Origin of the sequence: Tenacibaculum sp. 190524A02b, from assembly GCF_964036645.1 — a bacterium.
Lineage (GTDB): Bacteria > Bacteroidota > Bacteroidia > Flavobacteriales > Flavobacteriaceae > Polaribacter > Polaribacter vairaonense.
On sequence record NZ_OZ038525.1, the window covers coordinates 924,062 to 949,939 of the forward strand.

A 25,878-nucleotide genomic window follows, 5' to 3' on the forward strand; every position below is an offset into this window, starting at 1 on the left:
GTAGTTTTATGGTAATCTAATAACTGTAAACATAAATCCTAAATCAGCTAAATCTAAATTTGTAGTACCATTATCGTTATCACCAGCTCTTACTCTAAAACCAGTTGAAGTTATATTAGTATAGCCAACGGTTGGATCGTCATAACCACCTCCACCATTATCTGGGCAATTACCTCCACAATCTTCAGGTGTAATTTGGATAATGTAGTTAGTAGTTCCAATATCTGTAAATGTAACATCAAATAGCCCTTGACTTACCCTAGTAATGGTTGCATTATAAACAGATTTTGAACCTGTTCCTGATAATTCATTAGCATTATGTCTACCCGCTGCATATATTATTGGTCCATTGAAATATGCTCCTCCATTTGCTCCAACAGTAATAGCATTATCTGTTTCAGCTGCAACTACATTTGCTGTTTGTGCTGTAGCGTTTTCATTAGTATAAGTAATTACACCAGTAGTTGTATTTTGAGTCATTGTTGTTACTGTTTCATTTACATCTACAGCAGTAGCAGTAGCTGAGCTTTGATATTCACCTATCTTGTGAGTTGTCCCTGTTGTTGTGTCTGTATATGATCCAAGCTCGTTTGTTATTGAACCATCTATTGTAATGGTGTTTCCGTCTGCGATAGATAAGTCATTACCAGAAATCGATAAAGTTTGATCATCAGTATCAGTACTATTAATAACATATGGAGTAGCGGAAGATCCATCCCCCGTAACGGTTACATTAGTTCCAGCATTTACTACAGTTTCAGTACCATCTGCTGAAGGTAATGTAATGGTGTTTCCGTCTGCAATAGATAAGTCATTACCAGAAATTGATAAAGTTTGATCATCAGTGTCTGTATCAGTACTATTAATAACATATGGAGTAGCGGAAGATCCATCCCCTGTAACGGTTACATTAGTTCCAGCATTTACAACAGTTTCAGTACCATCTGCCGAAGGTAATGTAATGGTGTTTCCGTCTGCAATAGATAAATCATTACCAGATATCGATAGAGTTTGATCATCAGTGTCAGTACTATTAATAACATATGGAGTAGCGGAAGATCCATCCCCCGTAACGGTTACATTAGTTCCAGCATTTACTACAGTTTCAGTACCATCTGCTGAAGGTAATGTAATGGTGTTTCCGTCAGCAATAGATAAGTCATTACCAGAAATCGATAAGGTTTGATCATCAGTGTCAGTACTATTAATAACATATGGAGTAGCGGAAGATCCATCCCCCGTAACAGTAACGTTAGTTCCAGCATTTACTACAGTTTCAGTACCATCAGCCGAAGGTAATGTAATGGTGTTTCCGTCTGCAATAGATAAATCATTACCAGAAATCGATAGAGTTTGATCATCAGTGTCAGTACTATTAATAACATATGGAGTAGCGGAAGATCCATCCCCCGTAACAGTAACATTAGTTCCAGCATTTACTACAGTTTCAGTACCATCTGCTGAAGGTAATGTAATGGTGTTTCCATCTGCGATAGATAAATCGTTACCAGAAATCGATAGAGTTTGGTCATCAGTGTCTGTATCAGTACTATTAATAACATATGGAGTAGCGGAAGATCCATCCCCCGTAACGGTTACATTAGTTCCAGCATTTACTACAGTTTCAGTACCATCTGCTGAAGGTAATGTAATGGTGTTTCCGTCTGCAATAGATAAGTCATTACCAGAAATTGATAAAGTTTGATCATCAGTGTCTGTATCAGTACTATTAATAACATATGGAGTAGCGGAAGATCCATCCCCTGTAACGGTTACATTAGTTCCAGCATTTACAACAGTTTCAGTACCATCTGCTGAAGGCAATGTAATGGTGTTTCCGTCTGCAATAGATAAATCATTACCAGAAATCGATAAAGTTTGATCATCAGTGTCAGTACTATTAATAACATATGGAGTAGCGGAAGATCCATCCCCTGTAACGGTTACATTAGTTCCAGCATTTACAACAGTTTCAGTACCATCTGCTGAAGGTAATGTAATGGTGTTTCCGTCTGCAATAGATAAGTCATTACCAGAAATCGATAAAGTTTGATCATCAGTGTCAGTACTATTAATAACATATGGAGTAGCGGAAGATCCATCCCCCGTAACAGTAACGTTAGTTCCAGCATTTACTACAGTTTCAGTACCATCTGCTGAAGGTAATGTAATTGTATTTCCGTCTGCGATAGATAAATCGTTACCAGAGATCGATAAGGTTTGGTCATCTGTATCTGCGGGCAGAGTAATTGTATTTCCATCAGCAATAGATAAATCATTACCAGAAATCGATAGAGTTTGATCATCAGTGTCAGTACTATTAATAACATATGGAGTAGCGGAAGATCCATCCCCCGTAACAGTAACGTTAGTTCCAGCATTTACTACAGTTTCAGTACCATCTGCAGAAGGTAATGTAATGGTGTTTCCGTCTGCGATAGATAAATCGTTACCAGATATCGATAGAGTTTGATCATCAGTGTCAGTACTATTAATAACATATGGAGTAGCGGAAGATCCATCCCCTGTAACGGTTACATTAGTTCCAGCATTTACTACAGTTTCAGTACCATCTGCCGAAGGTAATGTAATGGTGTTTCCGTCTGCGATAGATAAATCGTTACCAGAAATCGATAAGGTTTGGTCATCTGTATCTGCGGGCAGAGTAATTGTATTTCCATCAGCAATAGATAAATCATTACCAGAAATCGATAGAGTTTGATCATCAGTGTCAGTACTATTAATAACATATGGAGTAGCGGAAGATCCATCCCCCGTAACAGTAACGTTAGTTCCAGCATTTACTACAGTTTCAGTACCATCTGCTGAAGGTAATGTAATGGTGTTTCCGTCTGCGATAGATAAATCGTTACCAGAAATCGATAGAGTTTGATCATCAGTGTCAGTACTATTAATAACATATGGAGTAGCGGAAGATCCATCCCCTGTAACGGTTACATTAGTTCCAGCATTTACTACAGTTTCAGTACCATCTGCTAAAGGTAATGTAATGGTGTTTCCGTCTGCAATAGATAAATCATTACCAGAAATCGATAGAGTTTGATCATCAGTGTCAGTACTATTAATAACATATGGAGTAGCGGAAGATCCATCCCCCGTAACGGTTACATTAGTTCCAGCATTTACAACAGTTTCAGTACCATCTGCCGAAGGTAATGTAATGGTGTTTCCGTCAGCAATAGATAAATCGTTACCAGATATCGATAGAGTTTGATCATCAGTGTCAGTACTATTAATAACATATGGAGTAGCGGAAGATCCATCCCCCGTAACGGTTACATTAGTTCCAGCATTTACTACAGTTTCAGTACCATCTGCTGAAGGTAATGTAATGGTGTTTCCGTCTGCGATAGATAAATCATTACCAGAAATTGATAAAGTTTGATCATCAGTGTCTGTATCAGTACTATTAATAACATATGGAGTAGCGGAAGATCCATCCCCCGTAACGGTTACATTAGTTCCAGCATTTACTACAGTTTCAGTACCATCTGCTGAAGGTAATGTAATGGTGTTTCCGTCTGCAATAGATAAGTCATTACCAGAAATTGATAAAGTTTGATCATCAGTGTCAGTACTATTAATAACATATGGAGTAGCAGAAGATCCATCCCCTGTAACGGTTACATTAGTTCCAGCATTTACAACAGTTTCAGTACCGTCTGCCGAAGGTAATGTAATGGTGTTTCCGTCTGCAATAGATAAATCATTACCAGATATCGATAGAGTTTGATCATCAGTGTCTGTATCAGTACTATTAATAACATATGGAGTAGCAGAAGATCCATCCCCTGTAACGGTTACATTAGTTCCAGCATTTACAACAGTTTCAGTACCATCTGCTGAAGGTAATGTAATGGTGTTTCCGTCTGCGATAGATAAATCGTTACCAGAAATCGATAAGGTTTGGTCATCTGTATCTGCGGGCAGTGTAATTGTATTTCCATCAGCAATAGATAAATCATTACCAGATATCGATAGAGTTTGATCATCAGTGTCAGTACTATTAATAACATATGGAGTAGCGGAAGATCCATCCCCCGTAACAGTAACGTTAGTTCCAGCATTTACTACAGTTTCAGTACCATCTGCTGAAGGTAATGTAATGGTGTTTCCATCTGCAATAGATAAGTCATTACCAGAAATCGATAAAGTTTGATCATCAGTGTCTGTATCAGTACTATTAATAACATATGGAGTAGCGGAAGATCCATCCCCTGTAACGGTTACATTAGTTCCAGCATTTACTACAGTTTCAGTACCATCTGCCGAAGGTAATGTAATGGTGTTTCCGTCTGCAATAGATAAGTCATTACCAGAAATCGATAAGGTTTGGTCATCTGTATCTGCGGGCAGAGTAATTGTATTTCCATCAGCAATAGATAAATCATTACCAGAAATCGATAGAGTTTGATCATCAGTGTCAGTACTATTAATAACATATGGAGTTGCGGAAGATCCATTCCCCGTAACAGTTACATTAGTTCCAGCATTTACAACAGTTTCAGTACCATCAGCCGAAGGTAATGTAATGGTGTTTCCGTCAGCAATAGATAAATCATTACCAGAGATCGATAAAGTTTGATCATCAGTGTCAGTACTATTAATAACATATGGAGTAGCGGAAGATCCATCCCCTGTAACGGTTACATTAGTTCCAGCATTTACTACAGTTTCAGTACCATCTGCCGAAGGTAATGTAATGGTGTTTCCGTCTGCGATAGATAAATCGTTACCAGAAATCGATAAGGTTTGGTCATCTGTATCTGCGGGCAGAGTAATTGTATTTCCATCCGCGATAGATAAATCGTTACCAGAAATCGATAGAGTTTGGTCATCAGTGTCAGTACTATTAATAACATATGGAGTAGCGGAAGATCCATCCCCTGTAACGGTTACATTAGTTCCAGCATTTACAACAGTTTCAGTACCATCTGCTGAAGGCAATGTAATTGTATTTCCATCCGCGATAGATAAATCGTTACCAGAAATCGATAGAGTTTGATCATCAGTGTCAGTACTATTAATAACATATGGAGTAGCGGAAGATCCATCCCCTGTAACGGTTACATTAGTTCCAGCATTTACTACAGTTTCAGTACCATCTGCCGAAGGTAATGTAATGGTGTTTCCATCCGCGATAGATAAATCGTTACCAGAAATCGATAAGGTTTGATCATCAGTGTCTGTATCAGTACTATTAATAACATATGGAGTAGCGGAAGATCCATCCCCTGTAACGGTTACATTAGTTCCAGCATTTACAACAGTTTCAGTACCATCTGCTGAAGGTAATGTAATGGTGTTTCCATCTGCGATAGATAAATCGTTACCAGAAATCGATAAAGTTTGATCATCAGTGTCAGTACTATTAATAACATATGGAGTAGCGGAAGATCCATCCCCTGTAACGGTTACATTAGTTCCAGCATTTACTACAGTTTCAGTACCATCTGCTGAAGGTAATGTAATTGTATTTCCGTCTGCGATAGATAAATCGTTACCAGAGATCGATAAGGTTTGGTCATCTGTATCTGCGGGCAGAGTAATTGTATTTCCATCAGCAATAGATAAATCATTACCAGAAATCGATAGAGTTTGATCATCAGTGTCAGTACTATTAATAACATATGGAGTAGCGGAAGATCCATCCCCCGTAACAGTAACGTTAGTTCCAGCATTTACTACAGTTTCAGTACCATCTGCTGAAGGTAATGTAATGGTGTTTCCGTCTGCGATAGATAAATCGTTACCAGATATCGATAGAGTTTGATCATCAGTGTCAGTACTATTAATAACATATGGAGTAGCGGAAGATCCATCCCCTGTAACGGTTACATTAGTTCCAGCATTTACAACAGTTTCAGTACCATCTGCCGAAGGTAATGTAATGGTGTTTCCGTCAGCAATAGATAAATCGTTACCAGAAATCGATAGAGTTTGATCATCAGTGTCAGTACTATTAATAACATATGGAGTAGCGGAAGATCCATCCCCCGTAACAGTAACGTTAGTTCCAGCATTTACAACAGTTTCAGTACCATCAGCCGAAGGTAATGTAATGGTGTTTCCGTCAGCAATAGATAAATCGTTACCAGATATCGATAGAGTTTGATCATCAGTGTCTGTATCAGTACTATTAATAACATATGGAGTAGCGGAAGATCCATCCCCTGTAACGGTTACATTAGTTCCAGCATTTACGACAGTTTCAGTACCATCAGCCGAAGGTAATGTAATGGTGTTTCCATCTGCGATAGATAAATCGTTACCAGAAATCGATAAAGTTTGATCATCAGTGTCAGTACTATTAATAACATATGGAGTAGCGGAAGATCCATCCCCTGTAACGGTTACATTAGTTCCAGCATTTACAACAGTTTCAGTACCATCTGCCGAAGGTAATGTAATGGTGTTTCCGTCTGCGATAGATAAATCGTTACCAGAGATCGATAAGGTTTGATCATCTGTATCTGCGGGCAGAGTAATTGTATTTCCATCAGCAATAGATAAATCATTACCAGAAATCGATAGAGTTTGATCATCAGTGTCAGTACTATTAATAACATATGGAGTAGCGGAAGATCCATCCCCTGTAACGGTTACATTAGTTCCAGCATTTACTACAGTTTCAGTACCATCTGCCGAAGGTAATGTAATGGTGTTTCCGTCTGCGATAGATAAATCGTTACCAGAAATCGATAAGGTTTGGTCATCTGTATCTGCGGGCAGAGTAATTGTATTTCCATCAGCAATAGATAAATCATTACCAGAAATCGATAGAGTTTGATCATCAGTGTCAGTACTATTAATAACATATGGAGTAGCGGAAGATCCATCCCCCGTAACAGTAACATTAGTTCCAGCATTTACTACAGTTTCAGTACCATCTGCCGAAGGTAATGTAATGGTGTTTCCGTCTGCGATAGATAAATCGTTACCAGAAATCGATAGAGTTTGGTCATCAGTGTCTGTATCAGTACTATTAATAACATATGGAGTAGCGGAAGATCCATCCCCCGTAACAGTAACATTAGTTCCAGCATTTACTACAGTTTCAGTACCATCAGCCGAAGGTAATGTAATGGTGTTTCCGTCTGCGATAGATAAATCGTTACCAGAAATCGATAAGGTTTGGTCATCTGTATCTGCGGGCAGTGTAATTGTATTTCCATCAGCAATAGATAAATCATTACCAGAAATTGATAAGGTTTGATCATCAGTGTCAGTACTATTAATAACATATGGAGTAGCGGAAGATCCATCCCCTGTAACGGTTACATTAGTTCCAGCATTTACAACAGTTTCAGTACCATCTGCCGAAGGTAATGTAATGGTGTTTCCGTCTGCGATAGATAAATCGTTACCAGATATCGATAAGGTTTGATCATCAGTGTCAGTACTATTAATAACATATGGAGTAGCGGAAGACCCATCCCCCGTAACAGTAACATTAGTTCCAGCATTTACTATAGTTTCAGTACCATCTGCTGAAGGTAATGTAATGGTGTTTCCGTCTGCGATAGATAAGTCATTACCAGAAATCGATAAGGTTTGGTCATCTGTATCTGCGGGCAGAGTAATTGTATTTCCGTCAGCAATAGATAAATCATTACCAGATATCGATAAAGTTTGATCATCAGTGTCAGTACTATTAATAACATATGGAGTAGCGGAAGATCCATCCCCCGTAACGGTTACATTAGTTCCAGCATTTACTACAGTTTCAGTACCATCTGCCGAAGGTAATGTAATGGTGTTTCCGTCTGCGATAGATAAATCATTACCTGTGATTGATAGAGTTTGATCATCAGTGTCAGTACTATTAATAACATATGGAGTAGCGGAAGATCCATCCCCTGTAACGGTTACATTAGTTCCAGCATTTACAACAGTTTCAGTACCATCAGCCGAAGGTAATGTAATGGTGTTTCCGTCTGCGATAGATAAATCGTTACCAGATATCGATAGAGTTTGATCATCAGTGTCAGTACTATTAATAACATATGGAGTTGCGGAAGATCCATCCCCCGTAACGGTTACATTAGTTCCAGCATTTACTACAGTTTCAGTACCATCTGCCGAAGGTAATGTAATAGTGTTTCCGTCTGCGATAGATAAGTCATTACCAGAAATCGATAGAGTTTGATCATCAGTGTCAGTACTATTAATAACATATGGAGTAGCGGAAGATCCATCCCCTGTAACGGTTACATTAGTTCCAGCATTTACTACAGTTTCAGTACCATCTGCCGAAGGTAATGTAATGGTGTTTCCGTCTGCGATAGATAAATCATTACCAGAGATCGATAAGGTTTGGTCATCTGTATCTGCGGGCAGTGTAATTGTATTTCCGTCAGCAATAGATAAATCATTACCAGAAATCGATAGAGTTTGATCATCAGTGTCTGTATCAGTACTATTAATAACATATGGAGTAGCGGAAGATCCATCCCCTGTAACGGTTACATTAGTTCCAGCATTTACTACAGTTTCAGTACCATCTGCTGAAGGCAATGTAATTGTGTTTCCGTCTGCAATAGATAAGTCATTACCAGAAATTGATAAGGTTTGATCATCAGTGTCAGTACTATTAATAACATATGGAGTAGCGGAAGATCCATCCCCCGTAACAGTAACGTTAGTTCCAGCATTTACAACAGTTTCAGTGCCATCTGCTGAAGGCAATGTAATTGTATTTCCATCCGTGATAGATAAATCGTTACCAGAAATCGATAGAGTTTGGTCATCAGTGTCAGTACTATTAATAACATATGGAGTAGCGGAAGATCCATCCCCCGTAACAGTAACATTAGTTCCAGCATTTACAACAGTTTCAGTACCATCTGCTGAAGGCAATGTAATTGTGTTTCCGTCCGCGATAGATAAATCATTACCAGAAATCGATAGAGTTTGATCATCAGTGTCAGTACTATTAATAACATATGGAGTAGCGGAAGATCCATCCCCCGTAACAGTAACATTAGTTCCAGCATTTACTACAGTTTCAGTACCATCTGCTGAAGGCAATGTAATTGTGTTTCCGTCCGCGATAGATAAATCATTACCAGAAATCGATAGAGTTTGATCATCAGTGTCAGTACTATTAATAACATATGGAGTAGCGGAAGATCCATCCCCCGTAACGGTTACATTAGTTCCAGCATTTACTACAGTTTCAGTACCATCTGCTGAAGGTAATGTAATGGTGTTTCCGTCTGCGATAGATAAATCGTTACCAGAAATCGATAAGGTTTGGTCATCTGTATCTGCGGGCAGAGTAATTGTATTTCCGTCAGCAATAGATAAATCATTACCAGATATCGATAGAGTTTGATCATCAGTGTCAGTACTATTAATAACATATGGAGTAGCGGAAGATCCATCCCCCGTAACGGTAACGTTAGTTCCAGCATTTACTACAGTTTCAGTACCATCTGCTGAAGGTAATGTAATGGTGTTTCCGTCTGCGATAGATAAATCGTTACCAGAAATCGATAAGGTTTGGTCATCTGTATCTGCGGGCAGAGTAATTGTATTTCCATCAGCAATAGATAAATCATTACCAGAAATCGATAGAGTTTGATCATCAGTGTCAGTACTATTAATAACATATGGAGTAGCGGAAGATCCATCCCCCGTAACGGTTACATTAGTTCCAGCATTTACAACAGTTTCAGTACCATCTGCCGAAGGTAATGTAATGGTGTTTCCGTCTGCAATAGATAAGTCATTACCAGAAATCGATAGAGTTTGATCATCAGTACTATTAATAACATATGGAGTAGCGGAAGATCCATCCCCCGTAACAGTAACGTTAGTTCCAGCATTTACAACAGTTTCAGTACCATCTGCTGAAGGTAATGTAATGGTGTTTCCGTCAGCAATAGATAAATCATTACCAGAAATCGATAGAGTTTGATCATCAGTGTCAGTACTATTAATAACATATGGAGTAGCGGAAGATCCATCCCCCGTAACAGTAACGTTAGTTCCAGCATTTACGACAGTTTCAGTACCATCTGCCGAAGGTAATGTAATGGTGTTTCCGTCAGCAATAGATAAATCGTTACCAGATATCGATAGAGTTTGATCATCAGTGTCAGTACTATTAATAACATATGGAGTAGCGGAAGATCCATCCCCCGTAACGGTTACATTAGTTCCAGCATTTACGACAGTTTCAGTACCATCTGCTGAAGGTAATGTAATTGTGTTTCCGTCTGCGATAGATAAATCGTTACCTGAGATCGATAAGGTTTGGTCATCTGTATCTGCGGGCAGTGTAATTGTATTTCCGTCTGCGATAGATAAATCGTTACCAGATATCGATAGAGTTTGATCATCAGTGTCAGTACTATTAATAACATATGGAGTAGCGGAAGATCCATCCCCTGTAACGGTTACATTAGTTCCAGCATTTACAACAGTTTCAGTACCATCTGCTGAAGGTAATGTAATGGTGTTTCCGTCTGCGATAGATAAATCGTTACCAGAGATCGATAAGGTTTGATCATCAGTGTCAGTACTATTAATAACATATGGAGTAGCGGAAGATCCATCCCCCGTAACGGTTACATTAGTTCCAGCATTTACTACGGTTTCAGTACCATCTGCTGAAGGTAATGTAATGGTGTTTCCGTCTGCGATAGATAAATCATTACCAGAAATCGATAAAGTTTGATCATCAGTGTCAGTACTATTAATAACATATGGAGTAGCGGAAGATCCATCCCCTGTAACGGTTACATTAGTTCCAGCATTGACAACAGTTTCAGTACCATCTGCTGAAGGTAATGTAATGGTGTTTCCGTCTGCAATAGATAAGTCATTACCAGAAATCGATAAAGTTTGATCATCAGTGTCAGTACTATTAATAACATATGGAGTAGCGGAAGATCCATCCCCTGTAACGGTTACATTAGTTCCAGCATTTACTACAGTTTCAGTACCATCTGCTGAAGGTAATGTAATTGTATTTCCGTCTGCGATAGATAAATCGTTACCAGAGATCGATAAGGTTTGGTCATCTGTATCTGCGGGCAGAGTAATTGTATTTCCATCAGCAATAGATAAATCATTACCAGAAATCGATAAAGTTTGATCATCAGTGTCAGTACTATTAATAACATATGGAGTAGCGGAAGATCCATCCCCCGTAACGGTTACATTAGTTCCAGCATTTACTACGGTTTCAGTACCATCTGCTGAAGGTAATGTAATGGTGTTTCCGTCAGCAATAGATAAGTCATTACCAGAAATTGATAAGGTTTGATCATCAGTGTCAGTACTATTAATAACATATGGAGTAGCGGAAGATCCATCCCCTGTAACGGTTACATTAGTTCCAGCATTTACTACAGTTTCAGTACCATCTGCTGAAGGTAATGTAATGGTGTTTCCATCCGCGATAGATAAATCGTTACCAGAAATCGATAAGGTTTGGTCATCAGTATCTGCGGGCAGAGTAATTGTATTTCCGTCAGCAATAGATAAGTCATTACCAGAAATCGATAAAGTTTGATCATCAGTGTCAGTACTATTAATAACATATGGAGTAGCGGAAGATCCATCCCCTGTAACGGTTACATTAGTTCCAGCATTTACTACAGTTTCAGTACCATTTGCTGAAGGTAATGTAATGGTGTTTCCGTCTGCAATAGATAAGTCATTACCAGAAATCGATAAGGTTTGATCATCAGTGTCAGTACTATTAATAACATATGGAGTAGCGGAAGATCCATCCCCTGTAACGGTTACATTAGTTCCAGCATTTACTACAGTTTCAGTACCATCTGCTGAAGGTAATGTAATGGTGTTTCCGTCAGCAATAGATAAATCGTTACCAGATATCGATAGAGTTTGATCATCAGTGTCTGTATCAGTACTATTAATAACATATGGAGTAGCGGAAGATCCATCCCCCGTAACAGTAACGTTAGTTCCAGCATTTACTACAGTTTCAGTACCATCTGCTGAAGGTAATGTAATGGTGTTTCCGTCTGCGATAGATAAATCGTTACCAGAAATCGATAAAGTTTGATTATCGGTGTTAAGATATGGGGTTAAATCAATTAGATTTCCGGCTGTTAGTGGGTTACTTAAAGTAAGAGTGTTACCACTTAAAATTAGGTCTGACTTTTCATTGTTAGGATCAGAATCATTATCATTCAAACTAATTGTAGAAGAAACGCCATTTTCATCAACATAAGTGATTGTTCCGTTGCCATTGTCAATAAGCGACGAAGTAGATTCTAAATTCTTTACAATATTAGTAAGATTTAATTGTGTAGTTTGTCCATTTTCATCAGTATAATCAATATTCGTATTATCAGGATTAAGTGCTATAGAGGTAAGTGTTTCTAGATTTTTAATATCAATTTGAGTGTTTCCTCCATTCTCATCAATAAAAGAAAAAGTCCCGTCATTATTTTCAACTACAGAAGTTAGAGTTTCTAAGTTTTTTACAATATTAGTAAGGTTTAATTGTGTAGTTTGTCCATTTTCATCAGTATAATCGATATTCGTATTATCAGGATTAAGAGCAATTGAAGTTAAAGTTTCTAGATTTTTAATATCAATTTGATTACTTGTTCCATTTTCATCTATATAAGAGAATGTACCGTCATTATTCTCTATAATAGAAGTTAACGTTTCTATGTCTTTAATGACTGTTTCTAAGTTAACACTACCACCGTTTAGTAAGTTTAAGGTATTTGTAGTGTTATCAAATGTTAATACCTGAATCTCATTAGTTGGATTATTATCATTATCATTAACAAGGGAGCTAAGATTAACAGTTCCGCCATCTTGAAGTGTTAATTCATTTGTTGTAGCATCAAAACTAAGTTGTTGATTTTTATTTGATAGACATAAGCTTTCCCATAACATACTATTGTATTGGAAAATACATTTTTGATCTGTGTTATAAACAAGAGCTCCTTCTAAAGGGTAGATATTGTTCATTTCAATGTCATTGACTCTAGTTATAACAAGTACTTTATCTTTACTTTCTAGTTCTAAAACTGAGTTTTGGTCAATAATATTGGGGTTATCACCAACTTTTACCTGAGCATATGAATTTAAGCTCAGAATTATTAGGATAGTCAATGTAATTATTCTATTCATAATATTAACGGTATTTGGGGTGTCGTTTATACAACAACGAATAATGAACCTCTATTTATTAGAGGGTAATTTAAGTATTAAGTCACATAAAAAGCCTTTAACTAAGACTTTTTATGTTTGTGATATAGTTCTTTAAGTGTAGTATTTCTTTAGTAACTTTTTGAGTTCTTTTATAGGGGACTTTGAATTTCTCATGATTAACTTTTGCTATTTTATATAAACTTTTCCAATGGGATCGGATTTCTTTCAATGCTTCTATATATGAGTAAGTTTTACTATCATATATGTGGGTAGGTTCAGCAATTACGCCATTAATTTCTAAAATCTTTAAATTTTCTCCTTTTTCTAACTCTTCAAATGTATTATATTTTATATCTAACCTTCCGTAATACCAACCATTTATTGATTTATTAATTTTGTCAAAAGTGAAGCGTAAACTATCATTAATTAGATGATTTCCATTAATAAACTGTGTGCCTTTACAATGATTACCTATAACAGATAAATTAATGATTTCATTCTTTTTAGGAATTATATTTAAATCATATTCAGGGTTATTATTGATTATATCAATATATAATTTGGTTCTATTATCATCATATATTAATTCTTTTAAAGTAGAGATACCATTACCTGTAACTGATAAGAATTTTTTTAAGGTAATGGATGTTATTTTACCTTCTGTAGCGTCTGGTCTTCTATGGTAAAAAATACCACATTCTTTTTCATAATCAATAAATTCTTGAATAATAATATCAATTTTATATTTGGAAAGGTATTCTTTTAAATCTAGGTCAGAGTTTATTTTTTTAACTAACAATCCTCTAAAACCGATATCTGGTTTGACAATTATAGGATAGGATATGTTTTTTCTATCTATTTCATTTTTAACTTCTTTAAAAGTGTTGTTAGGGTTGACTAAAATAGATTTTGGACGATAAACTTCAGGAATGAGCTGTATTGTTTTGTATTTACTCTCAGTACCATTTCCCGAACTTTTAATACTAGGGTTTGTTGCGGTAAAGAATGAAAAGTGTCTTGCTTTTAATGCTAAAAATAAGGCATAAGGAATATTTGGAATATATAGCATTGAAGATGGCCAATATTCCCAATTTATTATCCTATGAAACTTATTTTTTAATTTCAATACCCCCGAATTTAATTGTTAAAAAGTAAATCTAGAATACCTTTAAAAGTTTTAAATCCATGATAAACTGTACATAATATTAATAAAAATCCTGCAAATATCAAAATATAAGCAATAAAAACTTTAGGTTGATTGTTAAAAACTTTTAAAGCTTTAAATCCAATATTTAACATTATTGGAGAAGTTATTAACAATAAAAGAAGAATTAATAACTTCTTTACAATACTATCAATGGAATTATTATTACTCATTATTAAAAGATTTTAAAGCATTTCTAACATTGCCATATTTTTTTATCAATTGTAGAGCAGTTTTATAGTCTACTTTTAATTCGGAAACTAACATGTTAATTCCTCTTTCCACTAATTTATTATTAGAAAGTTGCATATCTATCATCTTATTACCTTTTACTTTTCCTAATTGAATCATTGTTGTGGTAGATATCATATTTAAAATTAACTTTTGCGCTGTACCAGCTTTCATACGTGAACTACCTGTTAAAAATTCAGGGCCAACTACAGCTACTACAGGGAATTTAGCTGTTAAAGCTAAAGGGCTTTTTTCATTACAAGTAACACAACCAGTTATTATACTCTCTTGATTACATTTTTTTAAGGCATTTATAACATAAGATGTGGTTCCTGAAGCAGCAATTCCTACAACAACATCATTTTTAGAAATATTATAGGCTAATAAATCTAACCATCCTTGAGTTTCAGAATCTTCAGCAAACTCAACAGCTTTTCTAATGGCAGTATCTCCACCAGCTATTAGTCCAATAACTAGTTCATGAGGGACACCAAATGTTGGGGGGCACTCACTAGCATCGACAATTCCAAGTCTTCCACTTGTGCCAGCACCTATGTAAAACAATCTACCACCATTTTTTAATTTAAGAACAATTTGCTCTACTAATTTTTCAATTTGTGGTATTGCTTTTTCAACAGCTAAAGGAACTGTTTGGTCTTCTTTATTTATATTATTTAATAGTTCTGATAAAGTCATTTTTTCTAGATCATTATATCTAGAATCCTGCTCAGTAGTTTTGATAAAATCCATATATCAAATTTACAAATAGTCTATAGTTTATTAGTCATAAAAAATGTTTTTATAGTTATCCATAGAAGAATATTTATAGAGTTATAAATGAAAAATCATAATAAAAATGACTTTTTAGGTCCATTTTTACTATTCATAAGTATTCCAGTTTTAGTTGTTTTTTTTTTACTATATGTTAAAAAAGTATATGAATTTAGTTTTTAAATAAAGTTTAAAAAAGTTAATAAATTAAGTTTAGTTTATTGTTTTGATAAACAGTTTTAAAATTTTTTAAGTTGTAAAAAATAAGTATTTTTTTGATGTCTTTTTTTGATGAAAACTCAGTGTTTACCCTTACGTACAAGTAGGGTTTTACCCTTACGTGTGGGTGGGTTGTATCCCTTAATATTCTCTAAGGGTTTTCGATTATTGCTTTTTCAGGATTATTGAGTATTGTGGAATAAAAGATGCCTGTATAATTTTACCCTGATTAAAATAATATAACCACATTATAATACTACTTTATGACTATATTTAAGAACAAGAAAGGTAATATCCAATTGCCATTATTATTAAATCTTAAGGAAGAAAAAACAAATTTAAAAGAGCTCTCAATAAATAAAGCTTTGATTTATGAAAAGTGTATTAAATCTGAAGTAAGAAAGATAAAAATAGATTCATTAGTAAATATTGAAAAAAAGGTTCAGAGTGAAATTAATACTAATCAACAAAGAAGTATAAGTTGGCCTAGTAACTCGCCTTTATCATTAGTAAAAGGAGAGGAGTTAATAATGCCATCTGATCATGTTTTTAAACTAGAAAGTTTATTAGATAAAGCAGCTAATACTTCTGATTCAAAAGGAGTATATTTTGTAAATGGAGAAAATGAAGAATGTTTTATTAGTTATAGAATGCTCTACACAAAAGCACAGCAAAGGGCTTTTAGTTTGAAAAATAAAGGTGTACAGAAAGAAGATATTATTATAATGCAATATCATGAAAATGATGAGTTCTTAATTACATTTTGGGCATTAATTTTCATAGGGGCAATTCCTACTCCAATGGGAATTTTAAAAGATCTAAGAATAGAAAGCAGTGACGTAAAGAGACTAAAAAATGTTTCAGAATTATTAGGTTTTCCTAAAATATTATGTGATGACCTTCAAGAAGAAAAATTAAAGAATGTATTACAAGTTTGGGATGAACTCTTTGAGGAGGATTATAAAAATCCAGTTGTTATTAACACTGATTCATTAAAGAATGAAGGAATTTTAGAACCTAATTATAAAATTGATAGCGATTCAATTACCTTACATTTACTTACATCAGGTACTACAGGTAAACCAAAGTGTGTACAACATAGTCACAGAACATTATGTAATCATGTAGTGATTAATTCAAAAGGTTTCGAATTAGAAGAAGATAGTGTGCATCTTAATTGGATGCCTTTAGACCACGTTGGTGGAATTGTAATGTCTCACTTACAGGCTTTGTATAAGCAATGTGTTCAAGTACAAATTAATGTAAATCTTTTTGGAGCACAGCCATTAAGATGGTTAGATTGGATAGAAAAATATAAAATAACACATACTTGGTCTCCTAATTTTTCTTTCAATATTATAACTCAACATATAAATAATCAAAAAGAAAGAAATTGGGATTTAAGTTCTTTGAAAAGTATTTTAAATGCTGGAGAACAAGTAACTAGTGTTGTATGCCATGATTTTTTAAAGGCATTAGCTAAATTTGGTTTAAAAGATTCTGTTATGCAACCAGGATGGGGAATGTCAGAAACATCATCTGTCATGACAATAAATGATAAAATAACAGCTTTTGAAACAAAATCAGGAATACAAGGAATTGTAGGTTTTACAGAAGAAGGAGTAGCAATACCATCAGAAGAAAACTCTATAAATAAACAACTACTAGTTGAAATAGGAAGGCCTTTGCCAGGAATTAGTATAAGGATAGTAAATGATGAATTAGAAGTTGTACCACAAGGAGTAAAAGGGAAATTACAGATCAGTTCTCCAACTCTTATGAGAGGTTATCGTAATAATGAAAAAGCAAATAAAGAAAGTTTTATTGGTGATGGTTGGATGGATACAGGTGATATTGCTTTTATGGTGGATAATAGGCTAACTATTTCTGGAAGAGAAAAAGATATGATTATTATCAATGGGATTAATTATGCTTGTTATGATATTGAAGAAATATGTGAAAGTGTTTTTGGAGTAGAGGAAAATTGGTCTGTAGCTTGTAGTATTCCAAATGCAGAAGATGGATCAGATATTTTGGCAATATTTTTTGTTTGTAGTGGTACAGAACCTACTTTTATGAGTGGTGTTATTACTCAAATCAAAGAGAAAATAACAACTCAATTAGGAATTAATCCAGACTTAATAATTCCTATAGAAAAGAAAGATATCCCTAAAACGAACATTGGTAAAAAGCAAAGAGCAGCAGTTATAAAAAACTATTTAGATAATAAGTTTATTGAAGGAGAATCTTTTTATCAAACCAATAATAATTCAAAGAATACCATTCTAAATTGGTTTTCACATATAGATTGGAAAGAAAAAGAACTAGCAACAAATACTACTAAATCTCAACTTTTAATTTGGTCAAAAAGTCCAAATTGGGATACTGTGCAAGAAGTAAAGGTATTCGAAAAATGGGAAAATTTAATAGCTGAATTAAATAATTCTAATAAACGCAAATCTATTATTATAGATTTTACGAATATGGAAGAAAATTTAGAGCTTCAGTTTTTAGAAATTATAAAAGCATTTGATACTGTTAAAAGCGTAATAGATAAAATACTAGTAATAACAAAGAACCTAATACCATATTCACAAAAAAATAGAATCTCTAAAACATCTGGGGTTTCTGGATTAATTAAAACATTACCGCACGAGTTTGAACATATTAAATTAACAACTCAATTAGACGTTGACGTATTTAACGAAAAACTGATTCATAAAGCAATAAAAGAAGCTTTTAATGAAAAAGAAAATTCTTTAGTGCTAATTCGTGATGATAAACGCTATGAGTTTGGACTAAAAAAATCAAAAGCTGTTGAAGATGTAGGTTTAATAAATAAAGAGTTACCACTTGATAAAGATGGACTTTATTTAATTACAGGAGGTTTAGGTGGAGTTGGATTTCGATTAGCACAGTTTTTAATTGAAGAGCTTAATGCTAAAGTTATAATTTCAGGTAGAAAAGCCAAAGAAACTTTAAAAGGTGAAGCTTTAGATAAATGGAATACTTTACAGGGTTTAACAAGTAATGTATATTACACAAATGTAAATATAGCTTCTTTTGAAGAATTTGAAGAAGAAATAAAAAATATAGAAACTAAATACAATCAAAGTTTAAAAGGGATATTTCATTTTGCAGGAATAATACAAGAAATTCTATTAAAAGACTTAACAAAAAGTCAGTTAGAAGAAATGTATTTAGCTAAAGTTATTGGAACCAAAAGCCTAAGTAAATTATTAAATAGTAGAAATGAGTGTATATTAGTAACTACATCATCTGCAAGAGCTATCAAGTCTGGAATGACAGTAGGAACCTATGCAGCAGCTAGTGATTTTGTAGAGAATTATACAACAAAACTATATGAGGAAGGTAAAAAAGCGTATTGCTTTAGTTGGAGTTTATGGGATGGTGTTGGTATGGGAAAAGACCTTGCTATTAAACAAGTTTTAGCTTCTAGAGGTTATTTATCAATGCCAATTGAAAAAGCTTTTGCATCAATGCTTATAGGGTTAAAGCTATCTCAACCAGTAACGTATGTTGGCCTTGATAGTAGTGCAAAAGAAATAGCTAGTTTGACACAAGAAATAACTCAGGAAAAAGAAATTAAAACATTACTTTTTACTACGGATGATAATAATTTAGAAATCACCAAGGTTTTAAAAGAATTTAGAGAAGAAGATAAATCTAGCTCATTACATGTTTTAAGAGTTACACAAATACCTTATAAAGAAAATGGAGAAGTAGATACAGAAAGAATTGAAAGTTTATTACTAGCAAAACAAAAACAATTTCAAGCACCTGAATCTATAACAGAGCAACAATTATCTGAAATATGGAAATCAATTTTAAATGTAGACTCAGTTAGTAAAACGGATAACTTTTTCTCATTAGGAGGCGATTCTCTAAAAGCAACAAGATTAATAACTAAGATAAAAGAAGAGTTCAATACAATTGTTAAAATTGAGCAATTATTTGAACTAGCGGAGTTACAATCATTAGCAAAATTAATAGATACTAACTCAGAGGAAAGTAATCAACTAAAGATTGAAGTAAAGGAAAAAAGAAGTTATCCTTGTAAACTACCAATGTCATTGGCGCAGAAGAGACAATGGTTTACGTATATGTATGCTCCAGAAAGTCCACTTTATGTAAATGCATTTTCATTAATTTTTAATGGTAAGTTAAACATTGAAATACTAAAGTCTTCTTTAAATGCTATTGTGGAAAGACATGAAGGTTTAAGAACTAACTTTAATATTGATTCAGGAAGTAATTTATGGCAAATTATTAAAGAGCCTTATATTGTTGATTTAGATGTTATTGATGTAAGCTTATTGCCAATTCAAGAACAAGAGTATAAGATCAATAAGTTAAGAAATAAAGAGAGTAATAAAATTTTCTTTTTGGAAGAAGATACAATGTTACGATGTAAACTAATAAAGCTTTCAGAAGAAAAAAACGAGTTATTATTTTCAATACACCACATTGTATCAGATGGATGGTCGGCAGGAGTTTTTGTTCGAGACTTACAAGCTTTGTATACTGCTAAAGCCAGCAATTTAAATATAGAGTTACCTGAGTTAGCGTTTCAACCAGCTGATTTTGGAATCTGGCAAGAAAACAATTGTAATATTGGTACTTATGACGAATCTATAGCATATTGGAAAAATCAATTATCAGACAAACCTAAAGTATTAGATTTTCCTTTTGATTATATACGTCCTGCAAGTCAAACATATAATGGAACAGCGCAAATTTTATCATTAGATACTAATTTAAGTAGAAGGTTAAAAGAGTTCTCAGAAGAAAAGGGTTGTACACTATACATGACCATGATGTCAGCTTTTGCAATTTTGATAAAGCAGTATGCCAGACAAGAGGAAGTTGTTTTAGGTTCATTAATAGCCAATCGTCAAAATGCAACTATAGAAAAACTAATAGGATTCTTTGTGAATACATTAGCTATTAGTTTTGATATGTCTAAAAGTTTAAGTTTTGAAGAATTTTTACAACAAACAAAACAAGTAATATTAAACGCTTGGAAGCACCAAGATGTACCATTTGATAGATTAATTGATGAGTTAGAGGTAGAAAGAGAAGCTTCAATGCATCCATTGTTTCAATTTTTATTTGTTCAGCAAAATGCACACGAACAAAAAGTTGATTTAGGAGAGCTTGATGCAGAATTTATAATTCATGATCAAGAGGCAACTAGATTTGATTTAGAGTGTCATATTTTTGATAGAGAGGCGTATGTAGATGTAAAAATTATTTACAATACAGATTTATTCAATCCAGAAACCATAAATCAATTTTTACATCAATATGAAACAATTTTAAACTCAGTGATAAGTTCACCAAACTTATCAATAAATGAACAAAGAGTTTTACCAAAAACACAAGAACATACTATTTTAAATGTATGGAATAAAGAAATAAACTTTAAAACAAAAGAGGCAACTGTTCAAGAACTCTGGTATAAACAAGTAGAAGAAAGAGGTGATGCTATTGCATTAAAAGGCTTAAAGAGAACATATAGTTATCAATGGGTAGATACATTTACCAATACAATTGCCAGTATAATACAAAACAAAGGAATTAAAAGTAAAACACCAATAGGTTTATTATTTGATAGAGAAGATGAGTTGTATTTATCTATACTAGCCACTGTAAAGTTGGGGGCAGTTTATGTACCTATAGATCCAAGTTATCCAGAAGAAAGAATAAAATGGATAATTGAAGATACAAAAACTCCAATCATTTTATGTAGTAACCATTTAGAAGGTGAAGCCAAGAAGTATGGTGATAATATTCTAATTGTTGATACAGATTTTAACTACCAACAGGAGTCAACAAACTTAAGTAGCACAATAAATAATACTGAAGATCCTATATATATAAATTATACTTCAGGATCTACAGGAAAACCTAAAGGGGTTGTTGTACCACAAAGAGGAGTTTTAAGAACGGTAGTTGATAATGAATATTATGATATTGATGAAAGCGACGTTTTTCTACAATTAGGAAATCCAACTTTTGATACATTTACTTTAGAAATATGGGGAGCTTGGTTGTATGGTGGTAAGCTTGTTGTAATTAAAAAGAATGATATTCTTGATATTGGAAAGTTGGCTAATGTCATAGAAAAAGAACAAGTTACAGGAGGATTTATGACAGTAACATTATTCAATTCACTAATAGAGTACAAACCTGAGGCTATTAAAAGTTACAAGTGTCTTTTAGTTGGAGGAGAGGCAATATCTGTTAGTCATATAAAGAAGGCGTTAAATTATTTACCTAAGGGATTAATGAATGGATATGGACCTACTGAAAACTCAGTATTTACTACAACGTATCCTATCAGTAATGTAAAAGAAAGACAGCCATCAATACCTATTGGGTATCCATTAAGAGATTCTAGAGTATATATTTTAAATGAAAATAAAGAATTAGTTCCTCCAGGTGTTCCTGGAATTATTTATGGAGCAGGAAAAGGAGTAGCATTATCTTATTTGAATAATCCAGAAATTACCCAAGAACAATTTATTGATGATACTTTTGTAGGACAAGGCTTAATGTATAATACAGGAGATGTAGGAAGATGGCTCCCGGATGGTAGCATTGAGTATCTAGGAAGATTAGACAAACAGGTAAAAATTAGAGGACATAGAATCGAATGTGGAGAGATAGAGGCAAGAATTAATGAGTATTTAGAAGTAAAAGATTCTGTAGTAGAAGTTTTTGTAGATAAAACTGGAAATAAAAAACTAGCAGCTTGGATTGTATTTAATAATGAAGATAAAATAAGCGAACTCGAGTCTTATTTATCAGAAGAATTACCTGGGTATATGATACCAAGTTATTATACAGTTATACATGAAATTCCACTAAATAGCAATGGTAAAGTTGATAGAAAACAATTACCAGAGCCTGAATTGAATACTATAAATAATGAAGAGTTAGTTCAGCCAGAAACAAAAAAGCAACTCATTTTATCAGAGGTTTGGAAGGAAGTCTTAGGACTGAATAATGTTAGCATAAAATCTGAATTTTTCTCATTAGGAGGTGATTCTATTGTAGTGGTTCAAATGATATCTAAACTAATGATAAAAGGATATCAAATTAAACCAAAGCAAGTTTTTCAATTAAAAACCATTGAAAAGTTAGCAGAAGTAATGGTACCATTAACTAAGAAGAATTTAAAAGATCAAGAACAATTAAAAGGAAATGTCTCTTTAAGCCCAATTCAAGAATGGTTCTTTAACTTTAATAAAGAAGAGGTCAATTATTGGAATTTACCTGTTTTAGTTTCTTTAAAAACCAAACCATCAAAAGAAGACTTACAAACAGCTTTAGATAAATTGGCAATGCACCATGATATGCTAAGAGCTAAATATGAAAAAAATATAACAGGTAATTGGGAACAAATCATATCAGAAAATGTAAATCCAATAACTATTGATTTTATTGATTTAACTAATGAGAAAAATCAAGAAAATGAATTATTAAAGCACGCAGAAGAAGTACAAAAAACACTAAATATAGAAGAAGGGGCCTTATGTAAAGCGATAGTGTATGAGGTAAATAAAAATGATATTAAACTATTTTTATGTATGCATCATTTAGTAGTAGATGGAATTTCATGGCGAATTTTAATTGAAGATTTATTCTTATTGTTAGAGAATCCACAAGTAAAACTCCCGCCAAAAACATCATCTTTTAAGTCTTGGCAAGAGACGTTAAACATTTATAAAAATGAGCAACTTAAAGACCAGAAAGATTATTGGAAGTCTATACAAGAACGAATAGAAAACCAGAAGTTATTACCGGAAATTGATTTTTCAAAGAAAGATAGAGAAGGAGATGCCTTTGAAGAAATTGTAAGTTTAACTAGTGAGGAAACAAGTTCGTTAATTAATGAAGTTAACCAAGTCTATAAAACAGCTTATAATGATATTTTACTAACAGCTTTATCTAAGGCAGTACATGAATTAACTTCAATAGAAGATATAATTGTAACGTTAGAAGGACATGGTAGAGAAGATGTAAATGATGCTATTGATATTAGTAGAACTGTTGGTTGGTTTACAACTGCCTATCCATCTAGTATTGTGCATAATCATGAAGCTAGTTTAAAAGAACAAATTCTAAATATTAAAGACACTTTAAGAAGTATACCGGAAAAAGGATTAGGCTATGGTTTATTGGATAAAAAAGAGGAAGTAAAAAGCCAACTTTGTTTTAATTATTTAGGTAGGCTAGATCAATCTGAAGAGTCTTTTGAATTAGCGCCTAAGGCAACAGGAAAATTTCATGCTCCAAGAGCAGTTAGGCCTTATCCAATAGAATTAAATTGTTGGGTAAATGATGCAATTTTTACAGTAAAAGTAACAACTCCTGGTTATACAACTAAATACAAATCATTAGGAGAGTTGTTTATAAAAAACTTAAAAATAATAATTAATCATTGCTTAACAACAAATGAGTTTAGTTATCAAACTGTTGATTTTGATAGTGTACAGCTTTCAGAAAAAGAGTTAAACTTATTGCCTTCAGGAATTAAAGATGTTTACCCTTTAACAAAAAACCAAGAAGGGATGTTGTATCAGCATATAAACTACCCAAAAGCAAAAGTATATTTTACTCAAGTAAAGCAAGAATTAAAAGGTAAAGTAAATAGAAATATACTTCAAAAAGCAATTGAACAAGTAGTAAATAATTATGACAACCTTAGAACACAGTTCATTTGGGAAAACTTTAGAGTTCCTGTTCAGTTAGTACATAATAATGTTTCAGTAGATTTAAAATATACTAACCTTACAAATAATGATAAACAAAAGGACTTAGAGGAATTTTTCAATAATGATTTGGATAATCCATTCAACCTTGCTCAGCTAACAACACCAAGGTTTAATCTTATAGAATTAGAGAAGGAGCAATCATTATTAGTTTTAAGCTTCCATCATATAATTTTAGATGGTTGGAGTCTATTTTTAGTTTTAAACGCAATTATTGATACATATCATAACTTAAGTAATAACAATACGTATAAGTTAAAAACCAATTTTAAATCTAGTTTTAAAGATTTTATACTTAATTATAATAATACGTCAATTAATGAAACTTTTTGGCTGAAATATTTAAGAGGAATTGAGCCGATACCTGAGTTATCTCCTGAGCTAAGAGAAAAAGGGTTGATGGAAAAAATACAACAAGAATCAGTTACTATTAATACGTATAAAACAGCGCAATTAAAAAAAGTAGCTCAATTAAATGGAATAACTTTAAACACAATACTTCAAACAGCTTGGACATTAACGTTAGCTCAGTTTAATGGAGTTAAGGATGTATTGTATGCCACAACTTTTTCAGGAAGATTACCAGCGATAGAAGATGTTGATCAAGTTTCAGGAATGTTAATTAACAGCTTACCTTTAAGAGTAAATTTACACAACCAATATGAAACTATTTTAGAATTATCTAAAAGAATACAAAACACTGTATTAGAACTTCACGATTATCAGTTAGTTGAATTAAATGAAACATACAAAGCAGCCAAATTAGATGTGTCTAAGCGATATTTTGATTCAATTTTAGTATTCGAAAATTATGCTAATGATTCCAATACAGATCACAGTTTGATTCAAATGGGAGAAACAACAGCATATGAGCATACTAATTTCCCTTTAAGTCTTGTAATTATGCCAGAAGAGGAAATACTGATAAGATTATCGTACCAAAATCATATTTATTCAGAGGGTAAAATAGTTAGATTATTAAATCAGCTGGAAACTGTACTTAATCAAATGGTAGATAATATTAATGATTCGGTATTACAATCATTATATGTAAATCAAAATGAAGTAGATTTTAAAATTGATAGTAAAAATATAAGAATACATACATTATATGAAGATCAAGATGAAGTCTATAGAGTTTTGAATCAAGAAGAAGGATCTCAAATTTTTATTTTGAATGAATCATTAGAAGAAATTAAAAATACAGAACAAATAGGTGAAATTTATTTATCTATCAATAACCCAATTGAAAGCTGTGGAGATTGGGGAGAATGGATGGATGAAAATAAAATAGAAAACCCAATATTTAAAGATTCGTATTTATATCCAACAGGAGATACAGGTAAATGGAATAAAGATTCTACAATACAAATTCTAGAACTGGAAGAATACTAGATTAAATAACATACATATATCATAACCCTTTCTTTTTCTTACCTATTTAATAGGTGAGAAGGAGGAGTTATGATCCAAATTTAAACC

General features: G+C 33.4%; 5 protein-coding genes. 1 reads left to right on the top strand and 4 read right to left on the bottom strand.

Going from position 1 to position 25,878, the window contains the following annotated elements:
• Positions 1-6 precede the first annotated feature (6 nt).
• From ABNT65_RS03740 to murQ, 4 genes are all read right to left on the bottom strand, one after another.
• The gene (locus ABNT65_RS03740) at positions 7-13,149 is read right to left on the bottom strand and encodes a hypothetical protein (protein ID WP_348747207.1); all 13,143 of its coding nucleotides are present in this window, start codon (positions 13,147-13,149) and stop codon (positions 7-9) included.
• 97 nt (positions 13,150-13,246) lie between these two features.
• Positions 13,247-14,296 (bottom strand): D-alanine--D-alanine ligase, encoded by a 1,050-nt coding sequence (locus ABNT65_RS03745; RefSeq protein WP_348703918.1) that lies wholly within the window; start codon positions 14,294-14,296, stop codon positions 13,247-13,249.
• Positions 14,297-14,307: 11 nt separating this feature from the next.
• A complete protein-coding gene (locus ABNT65_RS03750) occupies positions 14,308-14,547 on the bottom strand; it encodes a hypothetical protein (protein WP_348738449.1) in 240 nt (79 codons plus the stop codon).
• Positions 14,540-15,355, bottom strand: a complete 816-nt coding sequence (gene murQ / locus ABNT65_RS03755; protein WP_348747208.1) for an N-acetylmuramic acid 6-phosphate etherase — start codon at positions 15,353-15,355, stop codon at positions 14,540-14,542. The genes ABNT65_RS03750 and murQ overlap by 8 nt, the downstream gene beginning before the upstream one ends.
• 503 nt (positions 15,356-15,858) lie before the next feature.
• On the opposite strand from murQ, the gene ABNT65_RS03760 reads away from it, so the two are divergent.
• Positions 15,859-25,791 carry an amino acid adenylation domain-containing protein gene (locus ABNT65_RS03760; RefSeq protein WP_348747209.1) on the top strand — a complete coding sequence of 3,311 codons (9,933 nt, stop codon included), beginning with the start codon at positions 15,859-15,861 and terminating at the stop codon, positions 25,789-25,791.
• The last annotated feature ends 87 nt before the right edge of the window (positions 25,792-25,878 follow it).